Source organism: Primorskyibacter sedentarius, from assembly GCF_004342065.1.
In the GTDB taxonomy this organism is placed as follows: Bacteria; Pseudomonadota; Alphaproteobacteria; order Rhodobacterales; family Rhodobacteraceae; genus Primorskyibacter; species Primorskyibacter sedentarius.
Map to the genome: position 1 here is coordinate 106,110 of NZ_SLZU01000001.1, position 25,263 is coordinate 131,372.

A 25,263-nucleotide genomic window follows, 5' to 3' on the forward strand; every position below is an offset into this window, starting at 1 on the left:
AGAAACAAAGCCCGAGCGGCGCAGAATCGACACAGGAACGGAGCCCCAGCACGGCATGGAAGATCACAACGCGAAGGCGCAAACCCGACCGCCCGAACCGATGCAATTCATCGAGAACCACACGTTCGACGAAATCCGCGTGGGCGACACGGCCGAGTTGTCGCGCGTATTGCAGGCGGGCGATATCGAACTTTTTGCGGTCATGTCAGGGGATGTGAACCCCACCCATATGGATGCCGATTTCGCGCAGTCCGACATGTTCCATCGTGTCATCGCGCATGGCATGTGGGGCGGCGCGCTGATCTCGGCCGTTCTTGGAACCGAACTGCCGGGGCCGGGAACGATCTATCTGGATCAAAGCCTCAGCTTCCGAAATCCGGTTGGGCTTGGGGATACGGTCACGGTGCGCGTCACTGTGGTGGCCAAATCCGCCGAGGACCGGCACGTGACGCTTGATTGCAAATGCACCAACCAGCACGGCGAGACGGTTATCGACGGCAAGGCAGTCGTGGTGGCCCCGGACGAGAAAGTGCGTCGCCCGCGTGTCGCGTTGCCCGAAGTCCATCTGCACACACGCGGCGCAAGGTTCGAAGAGCTGATGGCTGCAACAGCGCCCTTGCCCGCCGTCCCCACCGCCGTCGTGCATCCCTGTGATGGTGTGTCCTTGCAAGGGGCGCTGGATGCCGCAGCTAAGGACATGATCGTGCCGATCCTGATTGGCCCGCGCGCAAAGATCGAAGCTGCCGCGAAAGAGATTGACCGAGATCTGGCGGATGTTGAAATCGTCGATGTCCCGCACAGCCACGCCGCAGCCGAGATGGCCGTTTCGATGGCGCGCGCGGGCAAGGTCGGGATGCTGATGAAGGGTAAGCTGCACACGGACGAGTTGCTTGCGCCAGTCGTGGACAAGGCCACCGGTCTGCGCACAGAACGCCGGATGAGCCATATCTTCGCGCTCGACGTGCCCCATTACCCCAAGCCGCTGTTCATCAGCGATGCGGCGATCAACATCTTTCCAGACCTCTCGGCCAAGCGCGATATCGTGCAGAACGCCATTGATCTGGCGAAGGCCTTGGGCATCGCCTTGCCCAAGGTGGCGTTGCTGTCGGCGGTTGAGACGGTCACGCCCAGCATCCCCTCGACCCTTGATGCCGCAGCCTTGTGCAAGATGGCCGGTCGCGGCCAGATCACGGGCGGGCTGCTGGACGGACCGCTGGCATTTGACAATGCGATCTCGCCAAGCGCCGCCAAAGCCAAGGGGATCGTGTCAGACGTCGCCGGAGAGGCCGACATCCTGATCGTGCCGGATCTGGAGGCGGGCAACATGATCGCCAAACAACTGATCTATCTTGCCGGGGCCGATGCGGCAGGCGTCGTTCTGGGCGCACGTATTCCGATTGTGCTGACCAGCCGCGCGGATGGCGTGATGTCCCGTCTGGCCTCGACTGCCATTGCGCAGCTGTTCGTCCACCAGCAACCCAAACGAGCGATGCCATGACTGGTGCGATCCTGACACTGAACGCAGGCTCTTCCAGCCTGAAATTTGCGGTTTTTGCGTGGTCCGATCCCGGTGCCGGGCCAGAATTCGTGGGAAATATCGCGGGCATCGGCCGTCAACCCGCATTCAAGGCGAAGGACGCGGCGGGTGCTCCGCTGGATGCGGGTGCGTTGGCGGCCCTGCCGTCTGACGCCGATCATGCGGCGATTATCGCAGAACTCCTGCCCTGGATTGACCGGCAGTTGGGTGACCGGGAGCTTGTTGCGGTCGGCCATCGCGTCGTGCACGGCGGTCGCAGCTACTCCGCTCCCACCCGGATCACGCCAAAGGTCCTGGCAGAGCTCGACACGCTGGTGTCGCTCGCCCCGCTTCACCAACCGGTCAACCTTGCAGCCATCCGCGCGGTGGCGGGATGGCACGCGGATTTACCGCAGGTGGCCTGTTTCGATACCGGCTTTCACCAGACGCAGGACCGGTTGGCAAAGCTCTTTGCCCTGCCCCGCGCCCTGACAGAGGAAGGAATCCTGCGCTACGGGTTCCACGGCCTGTCCTATGACTACATCGCCAGCATCCTGCCCGCACACCTAGGACCAGCAGCCACGGGCCGCGTCATCGTCGCACATCTGGGCAATGGTGCCAGCCTTTGCGCCATGAAGAACGGCAAAAGCGTGGCGACGAGCATGGGCTTCACCGCACTCGATGGCTTGGTGATGGGGCGCCGGTGCGGTGCGCTCGATCCGGGCGTGGTACTGCATCTGATGCGGGAAAATGGGATGGCAGCAGACGAGATCGAACACCTCCTTTACAACGAGTCCGGCCTTTACGGCGTTTCGGGGGTCAGCAACAACATGGAAGTCCTTCTGAACAGCCCCGCCCCCAATGCGAAGGAAGCCGTTGATCTTTTCTGCTATCGTGCAGCCTCTGTTCTGGCGGGGCTGATCCCCGGCATTGGCGGGCTTGACGCGCTGGTTTTCACGGCCGGGATCGGGGAAAACGCCCCGCCCGTACGCAAGGCAATCTGCGAAAGGCTGGACTGGCTGGGCGTCCGGATATCTGAGGACCGGAACGCCGCCAATGAGATCCGGATCAGCGCGCCGGACTCTTCGGTCGGCGTCTTCGTTCTTCCCACCAACGAAGAGGCCGTGGTGGCCACAGCCTGCCGCACTCTTCTGGCGGTCTGATCCGCGCAGTCAGGCCAACGGCCTTAACGATGCCAAAGCGCCACAAACGCCCGGGCGACCATGCGTCACCTTGCTTGCATCCGGTTGCAATGTCACTTGCGCCATTTAAGATGTGATACAAGACCAACCGGGAGAGACGCGGACCATGTCGCCGACACTGAAAGACGTCGCAGAACGCGCGGGCGTGTCACGCTCTGCCGTTTCGCGCACCTTCACGGATGGCGCGTCCGTCTCGGCCAAGATGCGCGAACGCGTCGAAAAGGCGGCGGAGGAGCTGGGTTATAGCCCCAATGCGCTTGCCTCCAGCCTGACCACCGGGCGCACGAAGATGATCGGGCTGGTGTCCAACAACTTCAGCAACCCCATCTTTCTGGAAGTGTTCGATCTGTTCACCCGCGAGATACAGGATCAGGGGCTGCGCCCGTTGCTCGTCAACCTTACCGATGAAACCGACCCGGAATCCTCGGTGCGGATGCTGCGCCAGTATTCCGTGGATGGCGTCGTTGTGGCCTCCTCCACCCTGCCGCCGGGCTTTGCGCGGGCGTTCCGGGATGTGGGCGTACCGGTCGTGCATGCGTTCGGGCGACCGTCCCGTAAGCCAGAGGTCCATGTCGTCGGCATCGACAACCGCGCATGCGGGCGCATGGCGGCGCGCAGCCTGATTGAGCGCGGCTACCACAATGTGGGCTTCATGGGCGGACCGGAAAGCGCAACCTCCACCCAGGACCGTCTGGCCGGGTTCGCGTCAGAACTCGCGCGCCACCCGGAGATCCGCAGCAGCCATTCCTTCGCCGCCGCCTATTCCTTTCGTGCGGGCCGCGAAGAGATGCAGCGCCTCCTTCAGGGCTCCCCGGCAGAGGCCTATTTCTGTGGCGATGATGTGCTGTCTATCGGCGCGCTCTCAGCCATTGCAGAGAGCGGGCTGTCTACCCCGAAAGACATCGGCATCATCGGTCTGAACGATATGGAAATGGCCGGCTGGCAGAACATCAACCTGACCACGATCCGCCAGCCCATTCAAAAGATCGTCTCCGCCTCGATCGAACTGATCGTCGGCATGCTGAGCAATCCGGACCTTACGCCCGAGGACCGTATTTTCCCCTGCGAGATCATCGAGCGCGGTACATTGCGACCCCTCGCAAACTGACCGGTCGCGCGCCTCCGTCCGCCCTGCAATCAGCCTTCGCCCCATTCGTCCAATGAGGTTCTGAGTTGAACCTGTCGTTCAACACTGTGGTATAACACGCTCTTTCTGCGACGGTTTTGCTCTGCTGAGTGGAGAACCACGCCATCATCGAAAGATAGAAATTCCCTACTTCGCCGCATGGCACGCGCAAGCAGTTTCGGCCCTGCACAGAGATGCGAATGAGCAGGCCATATGCCGATGCGACACGCTTTCTCACGGCCCGAAGACGCCGCACGCCTAGACGAAAAAACCTACAAACGGCGGGCCACTACCGCCTTCCAACCAGCGGATGCGTTAACGTTCAGCGCAAATCCGTAGACCCAAACCGTTGTGGGTCGGCGGTTTTCTGCCGTTTTTGCCTGATTTGCACCCTGCGACGAATCGCAAAGCCCAAAATTGTTGCGAAAGTAACAACCGCTGGATAAGCACCTATGCAAGGCGCGGGGTCCGTTTTCCGCAGCGCCGAATTGGGGGTTGGATAAGGGTGGACAGGTGAGAACGCGACTCGCGATCAAAACACATGCGCTTTTGGAGCGTTTCTTTCCGGAACGTCGGCTCTTTCTAAGGTCCGAGACTGACACCCGATTCATCCGTCTCAAACCGGGCACACAGGCGCTGGCCTTTACCGGCAGCGCCGTGATCGTAGGCTGGGCCATCATCGCCACTGCGATCTTGCTGATGGATTCCATCGGTGCGGGCAACTTCCGCGAACAGGCCCTTCGGGACCAGATCACCTATCAGCAGCGCCTGAACGCGCTTTCTTCCGAACGCGACAACCGCGCCGAAGAGGCCCTTGCCGCGCAGGAACGGTTCAATACCGCGCTGGCGCAGGTTTCCGTCATGCAGTCGCAATTGCTTGAATCCGAAACGCGCCGCAGCGAGCTTGAGGCCGGCATCGAGGTCATTCAGGCGACGCTGCGCGACACCATGACCCAGCGCAAGGAGATCGCCTCCAAGCTGGCCGCAATCGAAGGCCAAATGGCCGAGGATGGCACGCAGCTGGCACATGGAGCGAGCGTCGCAGACGACACAGTCGATTTCCTCGCCACGGCGCTGGAACGCACGGCGACAGAGCGTGACCAGATCCTGTCCGACGCGCAGCATGCGCTGATCCGGGCCGACGAAATGGCCACCGAAATCCGCCAGATGGAAGACGCGAATGACCGTATCTTCCGCCAGCTTGAAGAAGCGATGACCGTATCGGTCAAACCTCTCGACAAGATGTTTTCGGCGGCGGGCATGGATCCTGACCGCATCATTTCACAGGTCCGCAAGGGCTATTCCGGCCGGGGCGGCCCCCTTACCCCGCTCAGCCTGTCGACTCGCGGCGAAGGCCCCTCTGGCGACATGATGCGCGCCAATGGCATCCTCAGCCAGATGGACAGGCTGAACCTTTACCGCATCGCGGCACAAAAGGCCCCCTTCGCCAGCCCGCTGAAGGATTCCTTCCGCTTCACGAGCGGTTTCGGCTATCGCTGGGGTCGCCTGCATGCAGGCACCGATTTCGCCGCGCCGCACGGCACGCCCATCTACGCAACGGCTGATGGCGTCGTGATCCATGCGGGCTGGCAATCCGGCTACGGCAACCTGGTCAAGATCCAACACGAATTCGGCATCGAAACGCGTTACGCGCATATGTCCAAGATTCGGGTCAAGAAGGGGCAAAGGGTCTCGCGCGGAAGCCGCATTGGTGATATGGGCAATACTGGACGCTCGACCGGCACCCATCTACATTATGAGGTCCGAGTCGGCGGCAACGCTGTCAATCCCATGACCTATATCAAGGCTGCAAACGATGTTTTCTAAGAGCAAGATCAACGAGCCCGGGCCCAAGGCCGACGACGCGCCGAAATCGGCGGCTGCCGATGCCTCGTCCTCCGCTCCTCGTCCGCAATCGGATTTCAAGGCCTCCCCGCCCAAGGCAAAGCCGCCGGCGTCGGTGCTGAGCCCTGACCTGCACATCACAGGCAACGTGAAGACCACCGGTGACATCCAGATCGAGGGCACTGTCGAAGGCGACATTCGCGCACATCTGCTGACCATCGGCGAAAGCGCCACCGTCAAGGGCGAAGTCATGGCCGATGACGTGGTCATCAACGGCCGCATCGTTGGCCGCGTCCGTGGTTTGAAAGTCCGCCTGACGGCGACTGCCCGTGTCGAAGGCGACATCATCCACAAGACCATTGCGATCGAAAGCGGTGCGCATTTCGAAGGCTCTGTTCAGCGTCAGGACGATCCGCTGTCGACCAAAGGAGCTGCGGCTGCCCCGCGTCCGGCCGCCCCACAACAACCGGCGCCGCAAAAGGGCTAAGCCCGCCCCGCCCGGCGAGATGATCGCCCCGCAAACATTTCGAAACCCGTGAGATCACTCTCGCGGGTTTTTTCGTTTTGGCACCCCTAGTATACGCATGTCCGCCCACGGGCGCCTTCCGGCGAAACCTTATGCCTGCCGCGTCTGTGCGTTTGGGCAGAGGGGCTGTGCAGGTGGCAAACCCTGCGCCGCCTTGTGCTTTGGCCGAATTGGTCTATTTCTGACTATAATAATCAGAATTGGATATCGGAGACGCAAATTGGTTAACCTGGCCCCCACACCCTCCGTTGAAAGCATACGGCCTGCACGACCGGAACCGCGCATCCTGACGGTAAAGCGCGCATGGAGGCTGACACCCAACATGATCCGCGTCACCTTCGCCGGGCCGGAACTGGATGGCTTCCCGGAAGGCCGCGAAGGCGGCAACTGCAAGCTCATGCTGCCAGATCCGGGGGAGGTGCGGAAGAGTTTCGCCGAACGTCTGCGCAATGGTCCCCGCCCCGCCCGGCGCACCTATACAGTGCGCCATCATCGCCCAGATATGCGCGAAATCGACATCGACTTTGTCGCACATGGCGATAACGGTCCAGCGTCACGCTGGGCGGCGCATGCGCAACCCGGGGATTTCCTTGGTTTCGCCGGTCCCAGCCCCGCCAAAATCCAGCGCTTTGACGCGGACTGGTATCTTCTGGCAGCCGATCCTTCGGCAATCCCGGTTGCAGCCGTGACGTTGGAGACGATGCCGCGAGATGCCAGGGGCGTCGCCGTTTTCGAGGTAACCTCGGAAGACGACAAGCAGGATATCAGGTCACCGGACGGCGTCGCGGTACATTGGCTGGTCCATCCCGACCCAAACTCACCTTCGACGCAGCAGGAAGCCTTCATCCGTGGGCTCGACTGGCCCGATGGCAAGGTCCAGACCTGTATCGCGGGAGAATCCGGCGTGATCCGTTCCTTGCGCAGTTTTCTGCATCAGGAAAAGGGCTTGCCGCGCCAGGTCACGTATATCTCGGGCTATTGGAAAATCGGCCTTGTGGAGGACGAACATCAGGCGATCAAGCGCATTGAAGCGTGACGTGCAGCTGCCCGGCCCCTCATGGGCCGAGACTGAGCCGCCCTGACGCAAGGAAAGGCTCGGTTGGCACGTCTGATGCCGCACTGTCTTCCGCCTCTGCGGAGATTGCGAGTGTTGCAAAGCGGACCAGCGGCGCAAGCTCCTCTGCCACGGGCAGCCGGGTCTCTACGCCCGGCCCCATCCGGCCCAGCGAAACCGGTGCGGTGTCACCTACGAGGAGCCAAACCTCTGCAACGGTTCCAATTGGCAATCCGCCCCCGCCGTGATGCAAGAGCAAACCACCCTGCCGCGCATCATAGACCACTTCAAAACGCATCGTACCATCTGGACTTGTCAGCGCGGCCCTATGGTGCGGGGAAAGATACGGGTCTAGCAGCCCCATTCCGAACACAACCCAAACCAAGGCCAAGGCCGCACAGGCGCCGATGACATACGAGGCGACCTGAGAGAACAGCCCGAAAGCCCTGCCGAAAATCTGTTTCTTTATGGCGCGGAAAACCTCTGGCCGCGGCGGCACGTCTCCTGCGCCGACCTGAAGCTCTGCAAATTGTTCGGTCCAGAAAACCACCTCATCCCGCAGGTCTGGGTTCTCGGCCATCTCCATTTCGAACTCGCGGACGGCGCGCGGCTCCAGCAGACCAAGCACATATTCGGCCGCGTGAATCAGCGGATTGTCTTCCCCCTGCGCTGAATGGGCAGCTGTCACCGGCACAAACACTCCCTGAGCTTCAACAGGCTGCCGCGCATCCAGCTCCTGAGCGTCGAGATATCAACGCCAAGCTCCGCCACGAGGTCATGATAATTCTTCCCATCCAAATAGACACTACGAAGCAATTCCACCCCTTCTTCAGGCAACTGTTCGACGCATTCGTGAAACTGCGGGCGGCGAGGCGGCGCCGGGCTTGCAGTGTTCGTGTCGCCAGCCGGGCCATTGTCATGCGTCGACACGTTCAGCCGGTGCAGGTGCCGCCTGCGATGGTCAAGGGCAAGGTTGCGGCTGAGCGTTGTAAGCCATGTCATCGGCGCCAGCCCGTTGACGTGATAGGAACCGGCCTTGTGCCAGATACGGGTATAGACCTCCTGCAAGACCAACTCTGCCTCGTCCCGGTCTTGCAGCACCCGCAGCACGATCCCGAAAAGCCGCGCCGATGTGCGGTGATACAGCGCGGCAAAGGCAGCGCGATCCCCCTTGGCGATCCGCACCAGCAGCGCGTCGATATCGTCGTGTTCTGTCATTCGCCTCACAAAACCTCGATCCTGGGGATAAGAACACAGGCTTTCCATTCGCACCAGCAACTCTGTTGGATTTGTTCCCCTTGCCCCTGCCCCGGATATGTTGCACCACAGCAAAATATGGAGCGATGGATTTAAAGGAGCGCAACAGATGGCGGACGGCATGATTGATATCGATGCAAAGCCCACCGAAGAAATCTCGGTACAGGACGTGTTCGGCATCGAATCGAACATGGTCGTAAAGGCCTTTGCCGACCGGACCGACCGCGTGCCGGACCTCGATTCGACCTACAAGTTCGATCCTGACACCACGCTCGCCATCCTTGCAGGCTTTGCCCATAACCGCCGGGTGATGATCCAGGGCTATCACGGCACGGGCAAATCGACCCATATCGAACAGGTTGCCGCCCGGCTGAACTGGCCCTGCGTGCGCGTCAACCTTGACAGCCATATCAGCCGGATCGACCTGATCGGCAAGGATGCGATCAAGCTGGTCGACGGCAAGCAGGTCACGCAATTCCAGGAAGGCATCCTGCCCTGGGCGCTGCGCAACCCCACGGCCATCGTGTTCGACGAATATGATGCGGGCCGCGCCGACGTGATGTTCGTGATCCAGCGTGTTCTGGAAGTCGACGGCAAGCTGACGCTGCTGGACCAGAACGAGGTGATCAACCCGCACAAGTATTTCCGCATCTTCGCGACCTCAAACACCGTTGGTCTGGGCGATACGACCGGTCTGTATCACGGCACCCAGCAGATCAACCAGGGCCAGATGGACCGTTGGTCGCTGGTTGCGACGCTGAATTACCTGTCGATCGATGCGGAATCCTCGATCATTCTGTCCAAGGCGCCGCATTACAACACCGAGAAGGGCCGCAAGACAGTGCGCCAGATGGTGACCGTCGCCGATCTGACCCGGACCGCGTTCATGAACGGGGATCTTTCCACGGTCATGAGCCCGCGGACTGTCATCGCATGGGCGCAGAACGCAGAGATTTTCCGCAATCTCGGCTATGCGTTCCGTGTGTCCTTCCTCAACAAGTGTGACGAGCTTGAGCGTCAGACGGTTGCAGAATTCTACCAGCGCTGCTTTGACGAAGAACTGCCGGAATCAGCAGCCAGCGTGAGCTTGGGCTGATCCCATCCGGCGGGCATTCCGATCCGGGCTGCCCGCCATAAAGACCGGTGCCGACTGGCCGCAACGTGTTTTCAAACTGTCCGGCCGTGCCCTATCATCGTGACAAACGCACCCGCGTGTGCGCCCGACTGAAAGGCGGATTGACATGAGCAAACCTTCCGACAACCCCGCCGACCCGTTCAAAAAGGCGCTGGCCGAGGCGACGAAGGTCATGGCGCATGACCCCGAGTTGAGTGTCAGCTATACGGTCGATCCTTCGGGCGTGTCGGGTGATGCGATGCGTCTGCCCCAGGTCAGCCGCCGCATGACGCGCGAAGAGGTGCTTCTGGCACGCGGGACAGCCGACGCGCTGGCCATGCATCGCCGCTACAATGACGCAGGCACACATGCGCGCTATGCCCCGCCGGGGGATATGGCGCGCGAGCTTTATGAAGCCATGGAAACCGCCCGTTGCGAGGCGATGGGCGCGCGCGACATGCCCGGTACCGCAGGCAATATCGACGCCAAGATCGGCGCGGATGCAGCCAAACGGGGATATGCTCAGGTCAAGGAAGCCTCCGAGGCGCCTTTGTCCGTGGCGGCAGGTTACCTCGTACGGCATCTGGCAACAGGGCGCGATATGCCCGAGGGCGCGCAGAATGTCATGGAGCTGTGGCGCGGCTTCATCGAAGATCAGGCCGGCGGGTCATTGGACGACCTGCAAGAGGTTCTGTCCGATCAGAGCGCCTTTGCCAAGCTGACACGCAAGGTGATCTCAGACCTCGGCTATGGCGATCAGCTGGGCGAGGACCCGGACGAGGTGGACGAAGACGCGCAGGACGATGCCGAAGAAGGCTCGGACGACGATCAGGAACCCGATTCCACCGGCCAGGACGATCAGGACGAAGACGAGGCCGAAGCCAATCCAGAACAGTCCCAGGACGAGACGCAGGATCAAAGTCAGGCCCAGGTCTCGATGGACGAGATGGCCGACGAGGAACTGGGCGAAGAGGCCGAGATGCCCGAAGGCGAGGCCCCGCTGGAGCCGCCGCCCCCTGCCCCGTTCTCCGAGGCCGATCCGGAATATGTCGTTTACGACACGGAATTCGACGAGGAAATCAACGCCGAAGACCTCGCCGAACCGGCAGAGCTGGAACGTCTGCGCGATTATCTCGACCAGCAGCTGGAACCATTGAAAGGCGCGGTCTCGCGGCTGGCCAACAAGTTGCAACGCCGCCTTCAGGCGCAGCAAAGCCGTAGCTGGGAATTCGACCTCGAAGAAGGCATCCTTGATGCCGGGCGGCTGGCCCGTGTTGTCGTCAGCCCGACAACGCCTCTGTCCTTCAAGGTCGAAAAGGACATGGAGTTCCGCGACACGGTCGTGACGCTCCTGCTTGATAATTCCGGTTCCATGCGGGGGCGGCCCATCTCCATCGCCGCGATCTGTGCCGATGTCTTGGCGCGCACGCTGGAACGCTGTGACGTGAAGGTCGAGATCCTTGGCTTTACCACCCGCGCCTGGAAGGGCGGGATGGCGCGCGAGAAATGGCTGGGATCGGGGCGCGAGCAACAGCCCGGTCGTCTGAACGATCTGCGCCACATTATCTACAAACGGGCGGATGCGCCCTGGCGTCGGGCCCGCGCCAACCTTGGCCTGATGATGAAGGAAGGGCTGCTGAAGGAAAACATCGACGGCGAGGCGCTGGAATGGGCGCATCGGCGCATGGTCGGACGCCCCGAGGCTCGCAAGATCCTGATGGTAATCTCGGACGGTGCCCCGGTTGATGACAGCACGCTAAGCGTCAACCCCGCGAATTTCCTTGAAAAACACCTGCGCGACGTGATCGCGATGGTGGAACGGCGCCGCCAGGTGGAATTGCTGGCCATCGGCATCGGCCATGACGTGACGCGCTACTATGACCGCGCCGTCACGATCACGGATGTGGAACAGCTGGCCGGTGCGATGACCGAACAACTGGCCGGGCTTTTCGACAGCGACCCTCGCGCCCGTGCCCGTCTGCTGGGTATCAAACGCGCAAGCTGACAATGCCCGCGTGACTGTGTTCCCGGCGGTATCGCTGCCGGGAATTTGTATCCTTTGTAATTGGTGCGCCTTCTGGCGCGGCACGGCGTCTGACCGTGAGATTGGTGTTCCAGAACGATAGATTTCCGCAGCCTGAACCGGAGGGGCAGATGTACCAGCAGTTCGAAGAAACAGCGCAACCCGAAAAGGGGCCGGAACGGCTTGACGCTTTGCGTACGCAGATCAAGGCAGAGGGGCTCGACGGGTTTCTGGTACCGCGCGCGGATGTGCATCAGGGCGAATATGTTGCCCCGCGAGATGACCGTCTGGCTTGGCTCACGGGCTTCACTGGTTCTGCCGGGTTCTGTGCCGCGCTCAAGGATGCTGCGGGCGTCTTCATCGACGGGCGCTACCGCGTGCAGGTCAAGGCGCAGGTGGCCGATGCATACACGCCCATCCCATGGCCAGAGGTGACATTGGCCGAATGGCTGCGCATCAGGTTGCCGCATGGGGGCCGCGTCGGGTTTGACCCATGGCTGCACACGCCATCGCAAATCAGCGACCTTGAAGAAGCGCTGGAAGGCAGCCGCATCGAAATCCTGCGCTGCGCAAACCTTGTGGACAGGATCTGGCAGGACCAGCCTGGCCCGCCGATGGCGCCCGTCATTACCCAACCGATGGATTTTGCTGGCGAGGCCCATCAGGCAAAGATCGACCGCCTCGCAAAGAGTCTGCGGAGTAAAGGGATCGCAAACTCCGTGCTGACCCTGCCTGACAGCATCTGCTGGCTGCTCAATATTCGCGGCAGCGACATTGCCCGCAATCCGGTTGCGCAAGGCTTTGCCGTTCTCTCTGCAAAGGGCCAAGTCGTGCTCTATATGGCGCCCGAAAAACTGGGCGAGGTCGGCGAAACGCTGGGAAGCTCCGTCGAAATCCGCGCGCCGTCGCGATTTGCCCTCGATCTGGCGGTGCTCGAGGGGCCGGTGGGTGTGGATCACGCAACAGCCCCGCTGGCAGTCGTCGATGCGCTGACGGCCGCGAAAGTCGAAACCCGCGATCTGCCCGATCCCTGCATCCTGCCCAAGGCCTGCAAGAACAGTGTCGAGATCGAGGGCGCGCGCGCGGCGCATCGTCGTGACGGGGTGGCGATGGTGCGCTTCCTCGCCTGGCTCGACGCGCAAGCGCCCGGCACCCTGACCGAGATTGACGTGGTCCGACAGCTGGAAAACGAACGCCGCGCCACGAACGCCCTGCGGGACATCAGCTTCGAGACGATCTCGGGCGCCGGGGCGCATGGCGCCATCGTGCATTACCGCGTCACCGAAGCGACGAATGCCGCTGTCGAGGATGGGCAGTTGCTGCTGGTCGACAGCGGCGGGCAATATCAGGACGGCACCACCGACATCACCCGGACAATGGCGATTGGCGCGCCGGGGGGCGAGGAATGCGAGGCTTTTACCCGCGTTCTGAAGGGCATGATCGCACTCAGCCGGGTGCGTTGGCCCGCAGGGCTGGCCGGGCGCGATCTGGATGTGCTCGCCCGCGTCGCATTGTGGGAGGCGGGGCTGGATTACGCCCACGGCACCGGTCATGGCGTCGGCAGCTATCTCAGCGTGCATGAAGGCCCCGCGCGGCTGTCGCGCAGCGGAACTGTCCCGCTGGAGCCGGGCATGATCCTGTCCAATGAGCCCGGTTTCTACCGCGAAGGGGCCTATGGCATCCGCATCGAAAATCTGGTTGTGGTGCAAGAGGCCCCAGCCATCGCGGGCGGCACCGTCGACAAGATGCTGTGTTTCGAGACACTGACTTTTGTCCCGATTGACCGCCGCCTGATCGTGCCCGACATGTTGACAACGCCAGAGCGCGACTGGCTGAACACCTATCACGCCGAATGCAACGAAAGACTGGCGCCGCTTGTCGGTGCGGCAGTGCGCCCGTGGCTAGATGCCGCAACGGCGCCTCTTTGACATTGCACTGTTACAAACTGGCTCATAACCTCCGCCGAGCCCACGGAAAGGGATAATTACATGGCAAGCCATATCACGATACGCAAGGCAGAAGGCACCTGGGTGGTGCGCGCAGGCGGCGCCGTTCTGGGAGAAAGCAACAACGCGCTGGAACTGCAAGAGGGCGATTACCCGCCGGTGATCTACTTCCCACGCTCTGACCTGGCGATGGCGTTTCTTGAGCCAACAGATCACAAGACCACCAGCCCCCATATGGGGGAGGCGAGCTATTTCTCCATCGTGACCAAGAGCCAGACGTTGGAAAACGCCGTCTGGTCTTATGAGAACCCGAAAGAGGGCGTCGAAGAGATCCGCGACCACCTTGGGTTCTATGTCGGCGATTATCTGGCGGTGGAACAGCTTTGATCCCGCCCCGCCCGTAACGGCGACGCCTTATGACAATCCGCGCCTCCCCCTGCATTTTGGGGTTGGCGCGGTTTTCTTTTCACACATCGGCTTTTGCAGCAGCGGGTGAGTGATCCGCGAGCTCTGGATCAGCCCTTACGGCTTGCGCCGGGCCAGCAGCAATGTGTGACCCGCGCAATCGGGATCTTCGGGCACGAAATCCTCGCATTCCAGACCGGCCGCCTCAAGGATCTTGGTGTATTCCGCCACATCCAGTGAGGCGTGATAGACCGTCTCACCGGCGACCGTGCCTGTGGCCTCGCCCGCCCCCGGCCCCACGGTCAGCAACAAACGCCCGCCCTTGGCGACGTGTCCGGCGATGCGCGGAAGTGCGACACGCTGCGCCTGCTCCGTCAGGTGAAAGAAGCTGCCCCACCCGATGACAGCGTCGAATTGCCGTCCCAGTGACAATGTCGTCATATCCGCCAATCGCCATGTTGCACCGGGAAACCGCGCGCTTGCGATCCGTAGCATCGGCTCTGCGAAATCGACACCGGTCACGCTGAAGCCCCGCTCGAGTAACCACGCAGCAATCGGTTCGCCCGTACCGCAGCCCAGATCCAGCACTGCCCCGCCGGGGGGCACATGCTGAACCGTACGTTCCAGCCATCGCCGTTCGAACAGCGAACGGTTGCGGGTCTTGTCCCACGCCTCGGCATGGCGCTCGTAGGTTGCGCGGACCGATCGGGCCAGCCGGGCCATCTCTGCCGCGTCGGGTTTCCGGTCGCTCATGGCAGGGCAACCCCCTTGAATGGCGGAAAGTCGGCATAACGTTTGCGGCGGTCGTCAAGCGGCTCGGCCGGGTTGTCACCTGCCTTCAGCAGCGTGCCACGCGGGGCGATATAGCTGTCGATCCGGCGCAGCCGCACTGGCCGCCAGACAAGGTTGAAGGCGCAGAGTTTCGGGAAAAACCAGATCTCGGAATAATCCAGATGGTCATGCATCCACCAAGCCAGATCGCGCCAATCGCGACCCTTGGCATACCGGTCGGCAAACCACGGGATCACGACGGAGGCGCCCGCAATCCGCGCGGCACCCTCCCCCCGGTCCCAAATGTGGCATTCCAGCGGGTTGTCGTTTCGGGCGCAGTTCAGCCGGTGTTCATTGCCATAAGCGTTCAAGGCGGCCGAGCGATATCCGGAGCGTATGGCAATCCGCCCGAAGGTTTCCGTCAGCGGGTCGAGCAGCGTTTCGCAAAGCGCCCGCCCGGTCTCGATCACCAGATCGGGATTGTCGGGAATGTTCGGGATGCCGTGAAAGCCGCTGATTTCCGAATAGAGGAAATCGCGCATGTAGAAATGCCGCGACAGCCGGGTGCGTCCGAAGGTTTCCAACGACCACATGCTGCCGGGCCGCCGCATCAGGATCTGCCGCCGTCCGGCATGGGATCAGTACCCGTTCCAGCGGAAGGCGCCCTCGGGTGACAGGGCCGAGAACGGGTTGTGGGCGATCTCCCAGATATGACCGTCGGGATCGGCGAAATAGCCATGATAGCCGCCCCAGAAGGATTCGACCGCCGGTTTCAGAATCTTCGCGCCTGCCGCCCTGGCGCTGGCCATCACCGCGTCCACGCCCTCGCGGTCCGGCAGGTTATGGGCCAATGTCATCGCGCCGGTGCCAAGCGTCTGGGCAGGCACGCCGATATCTTTGGCCAGCGCATCCAGCCCGTAAAGGCCAAGCGTCTGGCTCAGCAGGTCAAACGCGATCACGCCGTCGGGGCTGTCGACACGTTGCCAGCCAAGCGCCTCGTAGAAGGCCGCCGCGCGCTCCATGTCGCGGACGCCAAGCGTGACAAGGCTGATGCGTTGATCCATATGCCGATCCTCCCTCTGATCTGCGCCCAGCCTGCGCCGCGCAGCCCGTCGCGGCAACCCGTTTCCTGTGCTGCGTCAGTCCGGCACTTCCGCGCGGGCAAGGACCTCTTCGACCGACGACTCGATCAGGGCCAGACAGTCGGCATCGGAAAACCGGTGATCGGCGCCATCCACCAACACCAGCCGCATATCGGGTGAGGCCGCGTGATCCAGCAGTTTCAGCGCCCGGTCGGGATGCACGGCGGTGTCGGCCGTCCCCTGCAAAAGGCGCACCGGGAAGGGCAGCTCCAGCGGGTCGCGCAGGACCAGATGTTTGCGCCCGTCCTCGATCAGGCGGCGCGTCACGATGTAGGGGTCGCCATAATCCGACGGCAGCGCCACCTGCCCGTCCTGCATGATCGCCTTGCGCTGTTCCGCGTCAAAGTCGGCCCAGAAACCGTCCTCGGTGAAATCCGGCGCGCCAGCGATGGTCACCAACCCGGCCACATCTGCCAGCCGCTGCGTCATCAGCAAGGCAATCCATCCGCCCATCGAAGAGCCTACCAGCAGGACGGGGCCTTCGGTCACGGCCTCGATCACCGATTGCGCATCCTCGGCCCAGTCGCCGATGCAGCCATCCTCGAATTTGCCGCCGGAATCGCCATGACCGGAATAGTCGAACCGCAGAAAGGCACGGCCAGTCTCTTGTGCCCAATCCTCCAGATGCACGGCCTTGGTGCCCTGCATGTCGGATTTGTAGCCGCCCAGAAAGACCACTGTGGGGCCCGTGCCGGGCGTGTATTCATAGGCAATGCGACGCCCGGCGGCGGTGTCGTGAAATTCCATGTCCGCTCCTTGAGGTTTTCGTGGGATCATGCCGGGGGGTGCGGCGGGCTTCAACGCGATAATGCGCGGTTTTCAGTCTGCCTCCACCTCGCGCAGCCCCAGCGCCAGCACGCCTCCCACAGCAGAAAGAACCGCAAAGCCGCAAAGTGCCGCAACGGGGCCAAGCAGGCTCAGCCCGCCGCCAAGCGCGCCGGTGAGCAACAGCAGCGTGCCGATCACCGTGTTGGCAAGGGCTGCGTAGGTGGATCGCTGATCCTCGGGCGACATGTCGACCAGATAGGTCGACCGCCCCTGCCTGACGCCGTGATAAGCGAGCATCAGGGCAAACAGGATGGCCGGGATCACGAATTGCGCCTGCGCGATCCCTACCCATGCCGCGACCGGTGCAGCCGCGATGGCCAGCGCGCCGCCGAAACCTGCCAGCGCCAGAACCCAGCGCGACGACCGGTCCGACAAGCGGCCCCAGATGTAAGAGCTGACGAATGACGCTGCAGCCGAGGCCAGGACCAGGGCTCCCAGCTTGCCCAGAGCCGATCCGTCGCCACCGCTCAGCAACACCAGATAGGGCGGAGCCAGTGCCGTTGCGGCCAAGGCGCCTCGGACAAGGATATAGCGGCGAAACTGCGCATCCTCGCGCAGCGGCGACAGATCAAGCGCGGGGGCATTCGTATCCTCTGACGCGTCCTCTTGCAGCGTGGCGAACAGCGCCGCTGCCGCCAGCCACAGGCAGGCTGCCAACCCCACCGCAACCGCAAGCGCAGAGACGCTTTGCAGCCAGCCGCTTATCAGCAGCAGCGCAAAGATCACCACCCCGGCGGCCGAGGCAGACCCGGCCACGCCCGTCACAGCCCCGCGCCGCGTTTTGGCTACGGTCTTGCCCAGCACGTCCTTGTAGCTGACCGAGGCACAGGCCCGCGACACGGCCAGCACTGCCAGAAGCGCGCAGATGACCAGCCCCGCCGCGACACCTTCCAGCGTCAGGGCGGCCAGTGCGATGCCCGCCGCCGCCAGCCCCTGCCCGACCGACCCCACGACCCACGCCCATTTGCGGTGCTTCATGCGGCGCACCCAACCGGCCAGGGCAAGTTGCGGAAGCAAGGCCCCCGCCTCCCGGATCGGCACCAGCAGGCCCGTCAGGTAAGCAGGCGCACCGATGGCGTTCAGCAGCCAGCTTAGCACCAGCTTGGGATCGATCAGCCCGTCAGCGATCTTCGTCATGCTGAGCGAGGCCATGTGGCGAACCCCGTTGCGGGCCTCTTTTGCAGAAATGTCCGCCTCTGCGCCTGTCACGGCCTCGAAAACCGTTTCCACTTTCTGCTCTGCCATATCCCTGCCTCTTCGTCCGGTTCGCCATCCCGCGCGTCTTGACACGTGCCGCGCCAATGGGCACATAGCGCGCAAGACATAACCCGCAACCGGGCGTTCCGTGGGCGCCAAACTGACGAGGAGCCGGCCAATGAGCCAGATTTCCCTTACTTTCCCCGATGGCAATGCGCGCGAATTCGAGCGTGGTGTAACCCCTGCAGAGGTGGCCGCCGCGATCTCCAAGTCGTTGGGCAAGAAAGCCATTTCCGCCAGCGTCGACGGGGCGCATTGGGACCTTCAGTGGCCCATCGAACGCGATGCCGCCATCGCCATTCACACCATGGCCGATGCGCCGCAGGCGTTGGAACTGGTGCGCCACGATCTGGCCCATATCATGGCCCGCGCCGTGCAAGAGCTTTGGCCGGATGTCAAAGTCACCATCGGTCCGGTGATCGACAATGGCTGGTATTACGATTTCGACCGCGCAGAGCCCTTCACCCCCGAAGATCTGGGCGAGATCGAAAAGAAGATGAAGGAAATCATCAACAAGCGCGATCCCGTCACCACCGAAATCTGGGAGCGTGACCGTGCGGTGAAATTCTACGAAGCCAATAACGAGCCCTACAAGGTCGAGCTGATCGAAGCCATTCCTGGCGACGAGCCGCTGCGCATGTATTGGCACGGCCACTGGCAGGATCTGTGCCGCGGACCGCATCTGCAAAACACCGGGCAGGTCCCGGCGGACGCGTTCAAGCTGATGAGCGTGGCGGGCGCCTATTGGCGCGGCGACAGCAAGCGCCAGATGCTGCAACGGATCTACGGCGTTGCCTTCCAGAACAAGGAAGACCTGCGCAAATACCTTCATTTCCTCGAAGAAGCCGAAAAGCGCGACCACCGCAAGCTGGGCCGCGAGATGGACCTGTTCCACATGCAGGAAGAGGCGCCCGGTCAGGTCTTCTGGCACCCGAATGGCTGGACGATCTACACCCAGCTTCAGGACTACATGCGCCGCAAGCAACGCGCCGGTGGCTACCGCGAGATCAACACGCCCCAGGTCGTGGATCGCAAGCTATGGGAAGCGTCGGGCCATTGGGACAAGTACCAGCACCACATGTTCCTGGTCGAGGTGGACGAAAGCCGGGACGGCGAGAATGATGATGCACAGGCCAAGGACAAGGCCCAGACCCGGATCAACGCGCTCAAGCCGATGAACTGCCCCTGCCATGTGCAGGTGTTCAATCAGGGCCTGAAATCCTATCGCGACCTGCCGCTGCGGCTGGCAGAATTCGGGTCCTGCGCGCGGTTCGAACCTTCGGGCGCGCTGCATGGCATCATGCGGGTGCGTGGGTTTACCCAGGACGACGCCCATATCTTCTGCACCGAGGATCAGATCCAGGAGGAATGCGCGCGGTTCATCGACTTCCTTGCGGATATCTACCGCGAGCTGGGCTTCCCAAATTTCGAGATCCGCTTTGCCACGCGGCCTGAAAAGCGTGTCGGCACCGAGGAAAGCTGGGACTATGTCGAGAACGCGCTGGAAAACGCGATCAAGGCCGTGGGCCGTGATTACGTGCTGGAACCGGGCGACGGGGCTTTCTACGGGCCAAAGCTGGACTTCTACCTGACTGACGCCATCGGGCGGGTCTGGCAATGCGGCACCTTCCAGGTGGACCCGAACCTGCCGGAACGGCTCGACGCCAGCTACATCACGCAAAGCGGCGAGAAATCCCGCCCCTTCATGCTTCACCGCGCGACCTTGGGCAGTTTCGAACGGTTCATCGGCATCCTGATCGAAGAACACGCAGGCAAGCTGCCATTCTGGCTGGCCCCGCGTCAGGTGGTCGTCGCCTCGATCGTGTCCGAGGCGAATGACTACGTGCAAGAGGTCGTGGCGCAGCTACAGGCGCAAGGCGTCCGAGCCGAGGCCGACATTCGCAACGAGAAGATCAACTACAAGGTCCGCGAACATTCCGTCGGCAAGGTGCCTGTCATTCTGGCTGTGGGACACCGCGAGGTGGAAGAACGCACCGTGACGGTCCGGCGCCTTGGCGAGAAGCAAACCTCTGTAACATCTCTGGAGGAAGCCGTGAACGCGCTCGCAAAAGAGGCAACGCCGCCGGACCTTGTGTAACATTCGATCACGAGAACATGGAAAGGGCGCCAGAATGTTACTGGCGCCCTTTTTTGATATCAAATCATTTCAACGACTTGCCGCAGCTGCAGCATAACGGCGCTCTCGCAACAGCTGACGCGGTCGTGATGCACAGCGCTGTGAGTAGCCACAGGGTCTCTTTGGCGGTTAGCTTCATTTCATCGCAATGTAGCGATTACGAGTTTTAGCAACCGAAGAGGAACACCCATGTCGAAATCCATGAAGACCGCAGCCATCGTTGGCGCCGTTGCAGCAACCTTTGCCGCCCATGCCACGACCGCCACCGCTCAGGATCAGGTGAAATGCTACGGCGTTTCGCTGGCAGGAGAAAACGACTGCGCGGCCGGTCCGGGCACCACCTGCGCCGGCACCTCGAAGGTCGATTACCAGGGCAACGCCTGGACGCTGGTCGATGCCGGCACCTGTGAAGAAATGGAACTGCCCGCAATGGCCGATGGCACAGCGCGCATGGGGTCGCTCGAAGCGCTCGAGCGTGATCTGCCCATGTCGTAAGCTGACCCCGGGGACGGGGTCGCGCCACACCCCATTTCGCGCGATCCCGCCCCCACCCAAGACAAATCCACAGATTTGCGGCAAACTGTTCAGACCACATTGCCACCCCGGAGGAGCCGCCCCATGTTCGATCAGACCCCCGCTGGCCTGCCCGCCGCACCGGGCGTCGGCTACAAACCCCAGCATTTCAGCGACATTCTTGAGGATGCAGCGCCGGTAGGCTGGCTGGAGATCCATGCCGAGAATTACATGGGCGATGGCGGACGCCCGCTGGCGCAGCTGCGCCACCTTTCCGAGCGTTTCCCGATCTCCGTGCACGGTGTCGGTCTGTCGATCGGCGGAGAAGGGCCGCTTGATCCGGACCACCTTGCCCGGCTGAAACACCTTGTCGGGTGGCTGAACCCCGCAAGCTTTTCCGAACATCTGGCATGGTCCACCCATGACAGCCACTTCCTGAACGACCTGCTGCCGCTGCCTTATACCGAAAAAGCGCTGGCGCGCATGGCCGACCATATCGATCAGGTGCAAGAGGTTCTGGGCCGGCAGATGCTGCTGGAAAACCCCTCCAGCTACCTCGCCTTTGCCGAAAGCACGATGAGCGAGACGGATTTCCTGCGCGAGATTGCCCGCCGCACCGGCTGTGGCCTGTTGCTGGACGTGAACAACGTCTTCGTCTCCGCCACCAATCTTGGTTATTCACCGGTCGGTTATATCGATGACTACCCGCTTGATGTGGTGAAGGAAATCCACCTTGGCGGGCATGACGAGGATGAGGACGATCACGGCGCGCCCCTATTGATCGACAGCCATGGCCGCGCGGTCGTGGATCCGGTCTGGGCGCTACTGGACGAAACCCTTTCCCGCACCGGTCCGCGCCCTTTGTTGATCGAGTGGGACACCGATGTCCCCGACTGGTCCACCCTGCGGGCCGAGGCGAAGCGGGCGCAGGACGCGCTTTCGAAAGTGACGGCATGACCGGGCAGGCAACATTTCGAACAGCGCTTCTGGATGCCAGTCAGCCTACGCCCGGAGGTCTGACCGATGGTCAGGGCCGCCCCGCCGGACGCCGCTATGATGTCTACCGCAACAACGTGGCCGTCAGCCTTGCAGAGGCGCTGGAGACCGGTTTCCCGACCATCGCCAAGCTGATCGGTCCAGGAAATTTCCGCGCTGTTGCCGCGCGGTTTCTGCGCGCCTCGCCCCCGTCTTCGCCCCTGATGATGCGCTACGGGGCGGGTTTCGCAGAATTTCTCGAAACCGTGAAGCCGCTCGCGCATCTGGGCTACCTCCCCGATGTCGCGCGTCTGGAACTTGCCTTGCGGCGCAGTTTTCACGCCGCCGACCATACACAAGCCGACCCAGCCATTTTGCAAGACCTCGACGATGACGCTCTGATGGCCTGCCGGATGCGGCTTGCCCCCTCGGTCGCGGTCCTGCGCTCTGCCTGGCCCGTGGTGTCGATCTGGGCCTTCAACATGCGCCCGGGCAGTCCGAAACCGCAGGCCCGCCCCGAAGAGGCGGTGATCCTGCGCGCGGAGTTTGATCCCGAACCCAACGTCCTGCCAATGGGCGGCGCAGATTTCCTTGAGGCCCTAATTCGGGGCGACAGTTTCGGCTCGGCAATGGCCGCGGCTGGTGAAGATTTCGATGTGGGCGCCGTCCTGAGCCTATTGCTCGGCCACCGCGCCATAACCGGTATAGATTTTGAGGACACGCCATGAACACGCTGCTTTCGCTTCACAACCAGATCTTCGAGCGGGTCGAGAGGCTCGACGGCCTGTTGCCCCTGCTGGCACGGTTCCTGTTCGCAGCGATCCTTGTGCCCTACTTCTGGGCATCGGCGACGACAAAGCTGGGCGACGGGCTGCTGGGATTTCTCTTTCCCTCCAGCGGAGCCTATGCGCAGATCTTCCCAAAGGCATTCGAAGCGGCAAGCTACAACACTGACAATCTTGGCGTGTTTCACTGGGCCGTTGTCGTTGCAGGCACATGGACGGAGTTCCTGCTGCCCCTGCTGATCGTTGTCGGCTTGGCCACGCGTCTTGCCGCGCTCGGCATGATCGGTTTTGTCACTGTCCAAAGCCTGACCGACCTCTACGGCCACGGCGGGATCGCGCATGAAGGGACGCTGGGCGCCTGGTTTGACCGCGCCCCCGATGCCCTGATCCTCGATCAACGTGCGCTTTGGATTTTCCTGCTGGTTGTGCTGGTGATCAAGGGCGCCGGGCTGTTGTCAGTCGACCGCGCGCTTTTCCGGCTTAGCCCGATGTCACCTGCCCGCGCCTAGAAATGCGCGCGGGGTTCGTCGGGCTTGCCCGCGGCCAGCGCCAGCAGCGCACCGATCCCGGCAAACGCGATGGGGAACATGGTGAACACGTTGAAGCCAAAGCCCCAATACATGCCCGCAGCCGAGATCGCGAGCAGCACCCCGCCCCAAAGGGCCCGCGCCCGCACCATCGCCCCGCCGGCAATCGCCAATAGCGGCGACAGGACCGAAACCGCGCGAATCACGTCGGGATTGCTGAAATTGCCGAACATGTCGCCCAGCTCTGCGTGTTTTCGTACCAGCTCGGTGTAGCCAAAACCGAAAAACCCCACGATCATGCCGATCAATCCGGCGATGATCCCCAGCGTCAGTGCCGCGTTTCGCATGAACCTGTCTCCCTGATTACCTCAGCCCGCCAGCGCGGCCTGCACATCCTTGGCCCATCCCAGGTACATCCGGTCGCCATCCACGATCAGCGGGCGCTTCATCAGCGTCGGGTGGTCTTGCAACAGCGCCTTTTCGGGCCGCGCACGCTCGGCCTCATCCAGCCCGCGCCATGTTGTCGAACGGGTATTGAGCAAAGCTTTGCCGAATTGTGCCAACGCTGCATCCAGAACCTCTGACGGGACTCCATCGTCGCGAACATCGATGAAATCTATATTTTCCAATGCTTTGCGTGCCGCTCTGCACGTATCGCAGGATTTCAGACCGTATAGGATCATGCCACTTTCCTTGTCACTTCCGCCCAAATAGCCATCCATGGCGCCTTTTGCGACCCTGTTTCTCTTGATTTTCGGATGTGCCGAGCCAAAAATCGACTTGTGACATGCGACGATCAGTCAAAGCTGTTCGCCCGGCCGCCCGTGGCGACAGCCAGGTTCTGAAAGGCGATGGACACAGGACAGTGGCCCCAAGGTGATTTGGGGCCGGAAGCAATGCAAAAGGAGACACGTGATGCCCACCGGCACCGTGAAATGGTTCAATACGACGAAGGGCTTTGGTTTCATTGCCCCTGATGACGGCGGAAAGGATGTATTCGTTCACATATCCGCGGTCGAACGGTCTGGATTGACCGGGTTGGCCGATAACCAGAAAGTTGAATACGAATTGAAGGAAGGCCGGGACGGGCGAGAGATGGCCGGCGATTTGCGCGCCATCTGACCAGAACTCTCCAAATCAGAATACGGGCCCGGCGCCCTGCCGTGCCGGGTCTTTTGGCTGTGGCTCGCATGCAATGCTGCCTTGGGGCCGATGTGTTTGGGCACGGTCTGCGCGCTTGCCTGCGGACAACCGGGGATCGCGTTCAGGGTCTCTGGCCCAAGCCGCTGCGGTTTGGTCGGAACAGTGGGCAGACCTACTGGTTCTGCAACTTGGTCGCTTCCGTCCGGGCCAGCGCAATCAGGTCGGTCATATAGGGCTTGTCGACATCCTCGGTGCGGATCGCAGCATAAAGCGTCCGCGTGATCCCGTCCTTGGTAAGCTGCCGTGTGACGTAATCGGAATTGTATTTCACCTCACGCACGACCCAGTCCGGCAGGACGGCGACGCCCCTGTTCGACGCGACAAGCAGCAGGATCACCGCCGTAAGTTCGACGCGCCGGATGCTTGCCGGTTCGACTTTTGCAGGCATCAGAAGTTGGTTGAAGACGTCGAGCCGCGTCCTGTCCACAGGATAGGTGATCAGCGTCTGGCCCTTGAAATCTTCGGCCTCGATATAGGGTTTTGCTGCCAGAGGATGTGTTGAGGCCGCCACGAAGACGGCGTTGTAGTCAAACAGGGGAATGAAGGTGACACCCGGAATGTTCTCCGGGTCGGAAGAGACGACAAGGTCCAACTCCTCCTTTTGCAGCGCGGGCAGCGCGTCAAAGGCAAGGCCTGCACGAATATCGACATCCACATCCGACCAGTTCTTCCGGAACGATTCGAGCACGGGAAAGAGCCATTCGAAACACGCATGGCATTCGATCGCGATATGCAATCGCCCGGACCGCCCCGCCCGCAAACCGGAAAATTCGTCTTCCAACGCCTCGACCTGCGGCAGGACCTGTTCGGCCAGACGCAGCAGCCGCAGCCCGGCCGCTGACAGCTTCATCGGCTTGGTTCGACGAATGAAAAGCTCCACCCCGGCCTGATCCTCAAGCCCCTTGATCTGATGGCTCAGCGCCGATTGCGTGATGTTCAGCGTGTCTGCCGCGCGTGCAAGACCGCCCGCCTCGTGTATCGCCCGGATGGATTTCAGGTGGCGGAACTCGATATGCACCCTATCGCCCCATTCATGTTCTTGATGAGATATATGAGTTTGTCTCACATCCGATCTTGTGTCACAAGAGGCCAACCCAGATATGGATATTGA

Annotated in this window: 26 protein-coding genes; 16 read left to right on the top strand and 10 right to left on the bottom strand. The window is 62.0% G+C overall.

The features are described from left to right. Positions 1-55 precede the first annotated feature (55 nt). The 6 genes from EDD52_RS00515 (at position 56) to EDD52_RS00540 (ending at position 7,251) form a co-directional block, all read left to right on the top strand. On the top strand, positions 56-1,498 hold the full coding sequence (locus EDD52_RS00515; RefSeq protein ID WP_243651794.1) for a bifunctional enoyl-CoA hydratase/phosphate acetyltransferase: 1,443 nt from the start codon (positions 56-58) through the stop codon (positions 1,496-1,498). Further along, positions 1,495-2,679: an acetate/propionate family kinase gene (locus tag EDD52_RS00520; protein WP_132241073.1), complete on the top strand. Its 1,185-nt coding sequence runs from the start codon at positions 1,495-1,497 to the stop codon at positions 2,677-2,679. The genes EDD52_RS00515 and EDD52_RS00520 overlap by 4 nt, the downstream gene beginning before the upstream one ends. A gap of 145 nt (positions 2,680-2,824) precedes the next feature. Next, the gene (locus EDD52_RS00525) at positions 2,825-3,826 is read left to right on the top strand and encodes a LacI family DNA-binding transcriptional regulator (protein ID WP_132241074.1); all 1,002 of its coding nucleotides are present in this window, start codon (positions 2,825-2,827) and stop codon (positions 3,824-3,826) included. A 531-nt stretch (positions 3,827-4,357) separates the two neighbouring features. Beyond that, positions 4,358-5,671 (top strand): M23 family metallopeptidase, encoded by a 1,314-nt coding sequence (locus EDD52_RS00530; protein ID WP_132241075.1) that lies wholly within the window; start codon positions 4,358-4,360, stop codon positions 5,669-5,671. Next, positions 5,661-6,176: a bactofilin family protein gene (locus tag EDD52_RS00535; protein WP_132241076.1), complete on the top strand. Its 516-nt coding sequence runs from the start codon at positions 5,661-5,663 to the stop codon at positions 6,174-6,176. Before EDD52_RS00530 ends, EDD52_RS00535 begins: the two co-directional genes overlap by 11 nt. Before the next feature lie 259 nt (positions 6,177-6,435). Further along, positions 6,436-7,251 carry a siderophore-interacting protein gene (locus tag EDD52_RS00540; protein WP_243651795.1) on the top strand — a complete coding sequence of 272 codons (816 nt, stop codon included), beginning with the start codon at positions 6,436-6,438 and terminating at the stop codon, positions 7,249-7,251. A gap of 19 nt (positions 7,252-7,270) precedes the next feature. Here the strand turns inward: EDD52_RS00540 and EDD52_RS00545 are convergent, their stop codons facing one another. Both EDD52_RS00545 and EDD52_RS00550 read right to left on the bottom strand, forming a co-directional pair. Then, a complete protein-coding gene (locus EDD52_RS00545; RefSeq protein WP_132241078.1) occupies positions 7,271-7,957 on the bottom strand; it encodes an anti-sigma factor in 687 nt (228 codons plus the stop codon). Continuing rightward, positions 7,954-8,487 (bottom strand): sigma-70 family RNA polymerase sigma factor, encoded by a 534-nt coding sequence (locus EDD52_RS00550; RefSeq protein WP_132241079.1) that lies wholly within the window; start codon positions 8,485-8,487, stop codon positions 7,954-7,956. Before EDD52_RS00550 ends, EDD52_RS00545 begins: the two co-directional genes overlap by 4 nt. A gap of 148 nt (positions 8,488-8,635) precedes the next feature. Here EDD52_RS00550 and cobS point away from each other — a divergent pair, with 148 nt between their 5' ends. From cobS to EDD52_RS00570, 4 genes are all read left to right on the top strand, one after another. After that, complete coding sequence (cobS, locus tag EDD52_RS00555) at positions 8,636-9,622, top strand: cobaltochelatase subunit CobS (protein WP_132241080.1); 987 nt, start codon at positions 8,636-8,638, stop codon at positions 9,620-9,622. A gap of 145 nt (positions 9,623-9,767) precedes the next feature. Next, positions 9,768-11,645, top strand: a complete 1,878-nt coding sequence (gene cobT, locus EDD52_RS00560; protein ID WP_132241081.1) for a cobaltochelatase subunit CobT — start codon at positions 9,768-9,770, stop codon at positions 11,643-11,645. Positions 11,646-11,794: 149 nt separating this feature from the next. Then, the gene (locus EDD52_RS00565; RefSeq protein WP_132241082.1) at positions 11,795-13,591 is read left to right on the top strand and encodes an aminopeptidase P family protein; all 1,797 of its coding nucleotides are present in this window, start codon (positions 11,795-11,797) and stop codon (positions 13,589-13,591) included. A 60-nt stretch (positions 13,592-13,651) separates the two neighbouring features. Beyond that, a complete protein-coding gene (locus EDD52_RS00570) occupies positions 13,652-13,996 on the top strand; it encodes a DUF427 domain-containing protein (RefSeq protein WP_132241083.1) in 345 nt (114 codons plus the stop codon). Positions 13,997-14,131: 135 nt separating this feature from the next. Here the strand turns inward: EDD52_RS00570 and EDD52_RS00575 are convergent, their stop codons facing one another. From EDD52_RS00575 to EDD52_RS00595, 5 genes are all read right to left on the bottom strand, one after another. Continuing rightward, positions 14,132-14,767 carry a class I SAM-dependent methyltransferase gene (locus tag EDD52_RS00575; RefSeq protein WP_207905948.1) on the bottom strand — a complete coding sequence of 212 codons (636 nt, stop codon included), beginning with the start codon at positions 14,765-14,767 and terminating at the stop codon, positions 14,132-14,134. Continuing rightward, positions 14,764-15,378 (bottom strand): hypothetical protein, encoded by a 615-nt coding sequence (locus tag EDD52_RS00580; RefSeq protein ID WP_132241972.1) that lies wholly within the window; start codon positions 15,376-15,378, stop codon positions 14,764-14,766. The genes EDD52_RS00575 and EDD52_RS00580 overlap by 4 nt, the downstream gene beginning before the upstream one ends. A 45-nt stretch (positions 15,379-15,423) precedes the next feature. Then, positions 15,424-15,849 carry a VOC family protein gene (locus tag EDD52_RS00585; RefSeq protein ID WP_132241084.1) on the bottom strand — a complete coding sequence of 142 codons (426 nt, stop codon included), beginning with the start codon at positions 15,847-15,849 and terminating at the stop codon, positions 15,424-15,426. A 75-nt stretch (positions 15,850-15,924) separates the two neighbouring features. Then, positions 15,925-16,674, bottom strand: a complete 750-nt coding sequence (locus EDD52_RS00590; protein ID WP_243651796.1) for an alpha/beta hydrolase — start codon at positions 16,672-16,674, stop codon at positions 15,925-15,927. Positions 16,675-16,746: 72 nt separating this feature from the next. Beyond that, complete coding sequence (locus EDD52_RS00595; protein WP_132241086.1) at positions 16,747-18,000, bottom strand: MFS transporter; 1,254 nt, start codon at positions 17,998-18,000, stop codon at positions 16,747-16,749. A 130-nt stretch (positions 18,001-18,130) separates the two neighbouring features. Here EDD52_RS00595 and thrS point away from each other — a divergent pair, with 130 nt between their 5' ends. From thrS to EDD52_RS00620, 5 genes are all read left to right on the top strand, one after another. Then, the gene (thrS, locus tag EDD52_RS00600) at positions 18,131-20,110 is read left to right on the top strand and encodes a threonine--tRNA ligase (RefSeq protein WP_132241087.1); all 1,980 of its coding nucleotides are present in this window, start codon (positions 18,131-18,133) and stop codon (positions 20,108-20,110) included. A 228-nt stretch (positions 20,111-20,338) separates the two neighbouring features. Beyond that, the gene (locus EDD52_RS00605) at positions 20,339-20,644 is read left to right on the top strand and encodes a BufA1 family periplasmic bufferin-type metallophore (protein ID WP_132241088.1); all 306 of its coding nucleotides are present in this window, start codon (positions 20,339-20,341) and stop codon (positions 20,642-20,644) included. A 123-nt stretch (positions 20,645-20,767) separates the two neighbouring features. Further along, on the top strand, positions 20,768-21,619 hold the full coding sequence (gene bufB / locus EDD52_RS00610; protein ID WP_132241089.1) for an MNIO family bufferin maturase: 852 nt from the start codon (positions 20,768-20,770) through the stop codon (positions 21,617-21,619). Then, entirely contained in the window at positions 21,616-22,365 is a 750-nt protein-coding gene (locus EDD52_RS00615) for an HvfC/BufC N-terminal domain-containing protein (protein ID WP_132241090.1), read from the top strand. Before bufB ends, EDD52_RS00615 begins: the two co-directional genes overlap by 4 nt. Continuing rightward, positions 22,362-22,931 carry a DoxX family protein gene (locus EDD52_RS00620; protein ID WP_132241091.1) on the top strand — a complete coding sequence of 190 codons (570 nt, stop codon included), beginning with the start codon at positions 22,362-22,364 and terminating at the stop codon, positions 22,929-22,931. The genes EDD52_RS00615 and EDD52_RS00620 overlap by 4 nt, the downstream gene beginning before the upstream one ends. Here EDD52_RS00620 and EDD52_RS00625 read toward each other — a convergent pair. Both EDD52_RS00625 and EDD52_RS00630 read right to left on the bottom strand, forming a co-directional pair. After that, on the bottom strand, positions 22,928-23,296 hold the full coding sequence (locus EDD52_RS00625; RefSeq protein WP_132241092.1) for a hypothetical protein: 369 nt from the start codon (positions 23,294-23,296) through the stop codon (positions 22,928-22,930). The two genes, EDD52_RS00620 and EDD52_RS00625, sit on opposite strands and share 4 nt — an antisense overlap. 21 nt (positions 23,297-23,317) lie before the next feature. Beyond that, positions 23,318-23,632: an ArsC/Spx/MgsR family protein gene (locus EDD52_RS00630; RefSeq protein ID WP_132241093.1), complete on the bottom strand. Its 315-nt coding sequence runs from the start codon at positions 23,630-23,632 to the stop codon at positions 23,318-23,320. A 232-nt stretch (positions 23,633-23,864) separates the two neighbouring features. On the opposite strand from EDD52_RS00630, the gene EDD52_RS00635 reads away from it, so the two are divergent. After that, positions 23,865-24,071, top strand: a complete 207-nt coding sequence (locus EDD52_RS00635) for a cold-shock protein (RefSeq protein ID WP_132241094.1) — start codon at positions 23,865-23,867, stop codon at positions 24,069-24,071. Between the two features lie 193 nt (positions 24,072-24,264). Here the strand turns inward: EDD52_RS00635 and EDD52_RS00640 are convergent, their stop codons facing one another. Continuing rightward, entirely contained in the window at positions 24,265-25,170 is a 906-nt protein-coding gene (locus EDD52_RS00640) for a LysR family transcriptional regulator (protein WP_132241095.1), read from the bottom strand. Between the last annotated feature and the right edge of the window lie 93 nt (positions 25,171-25,263).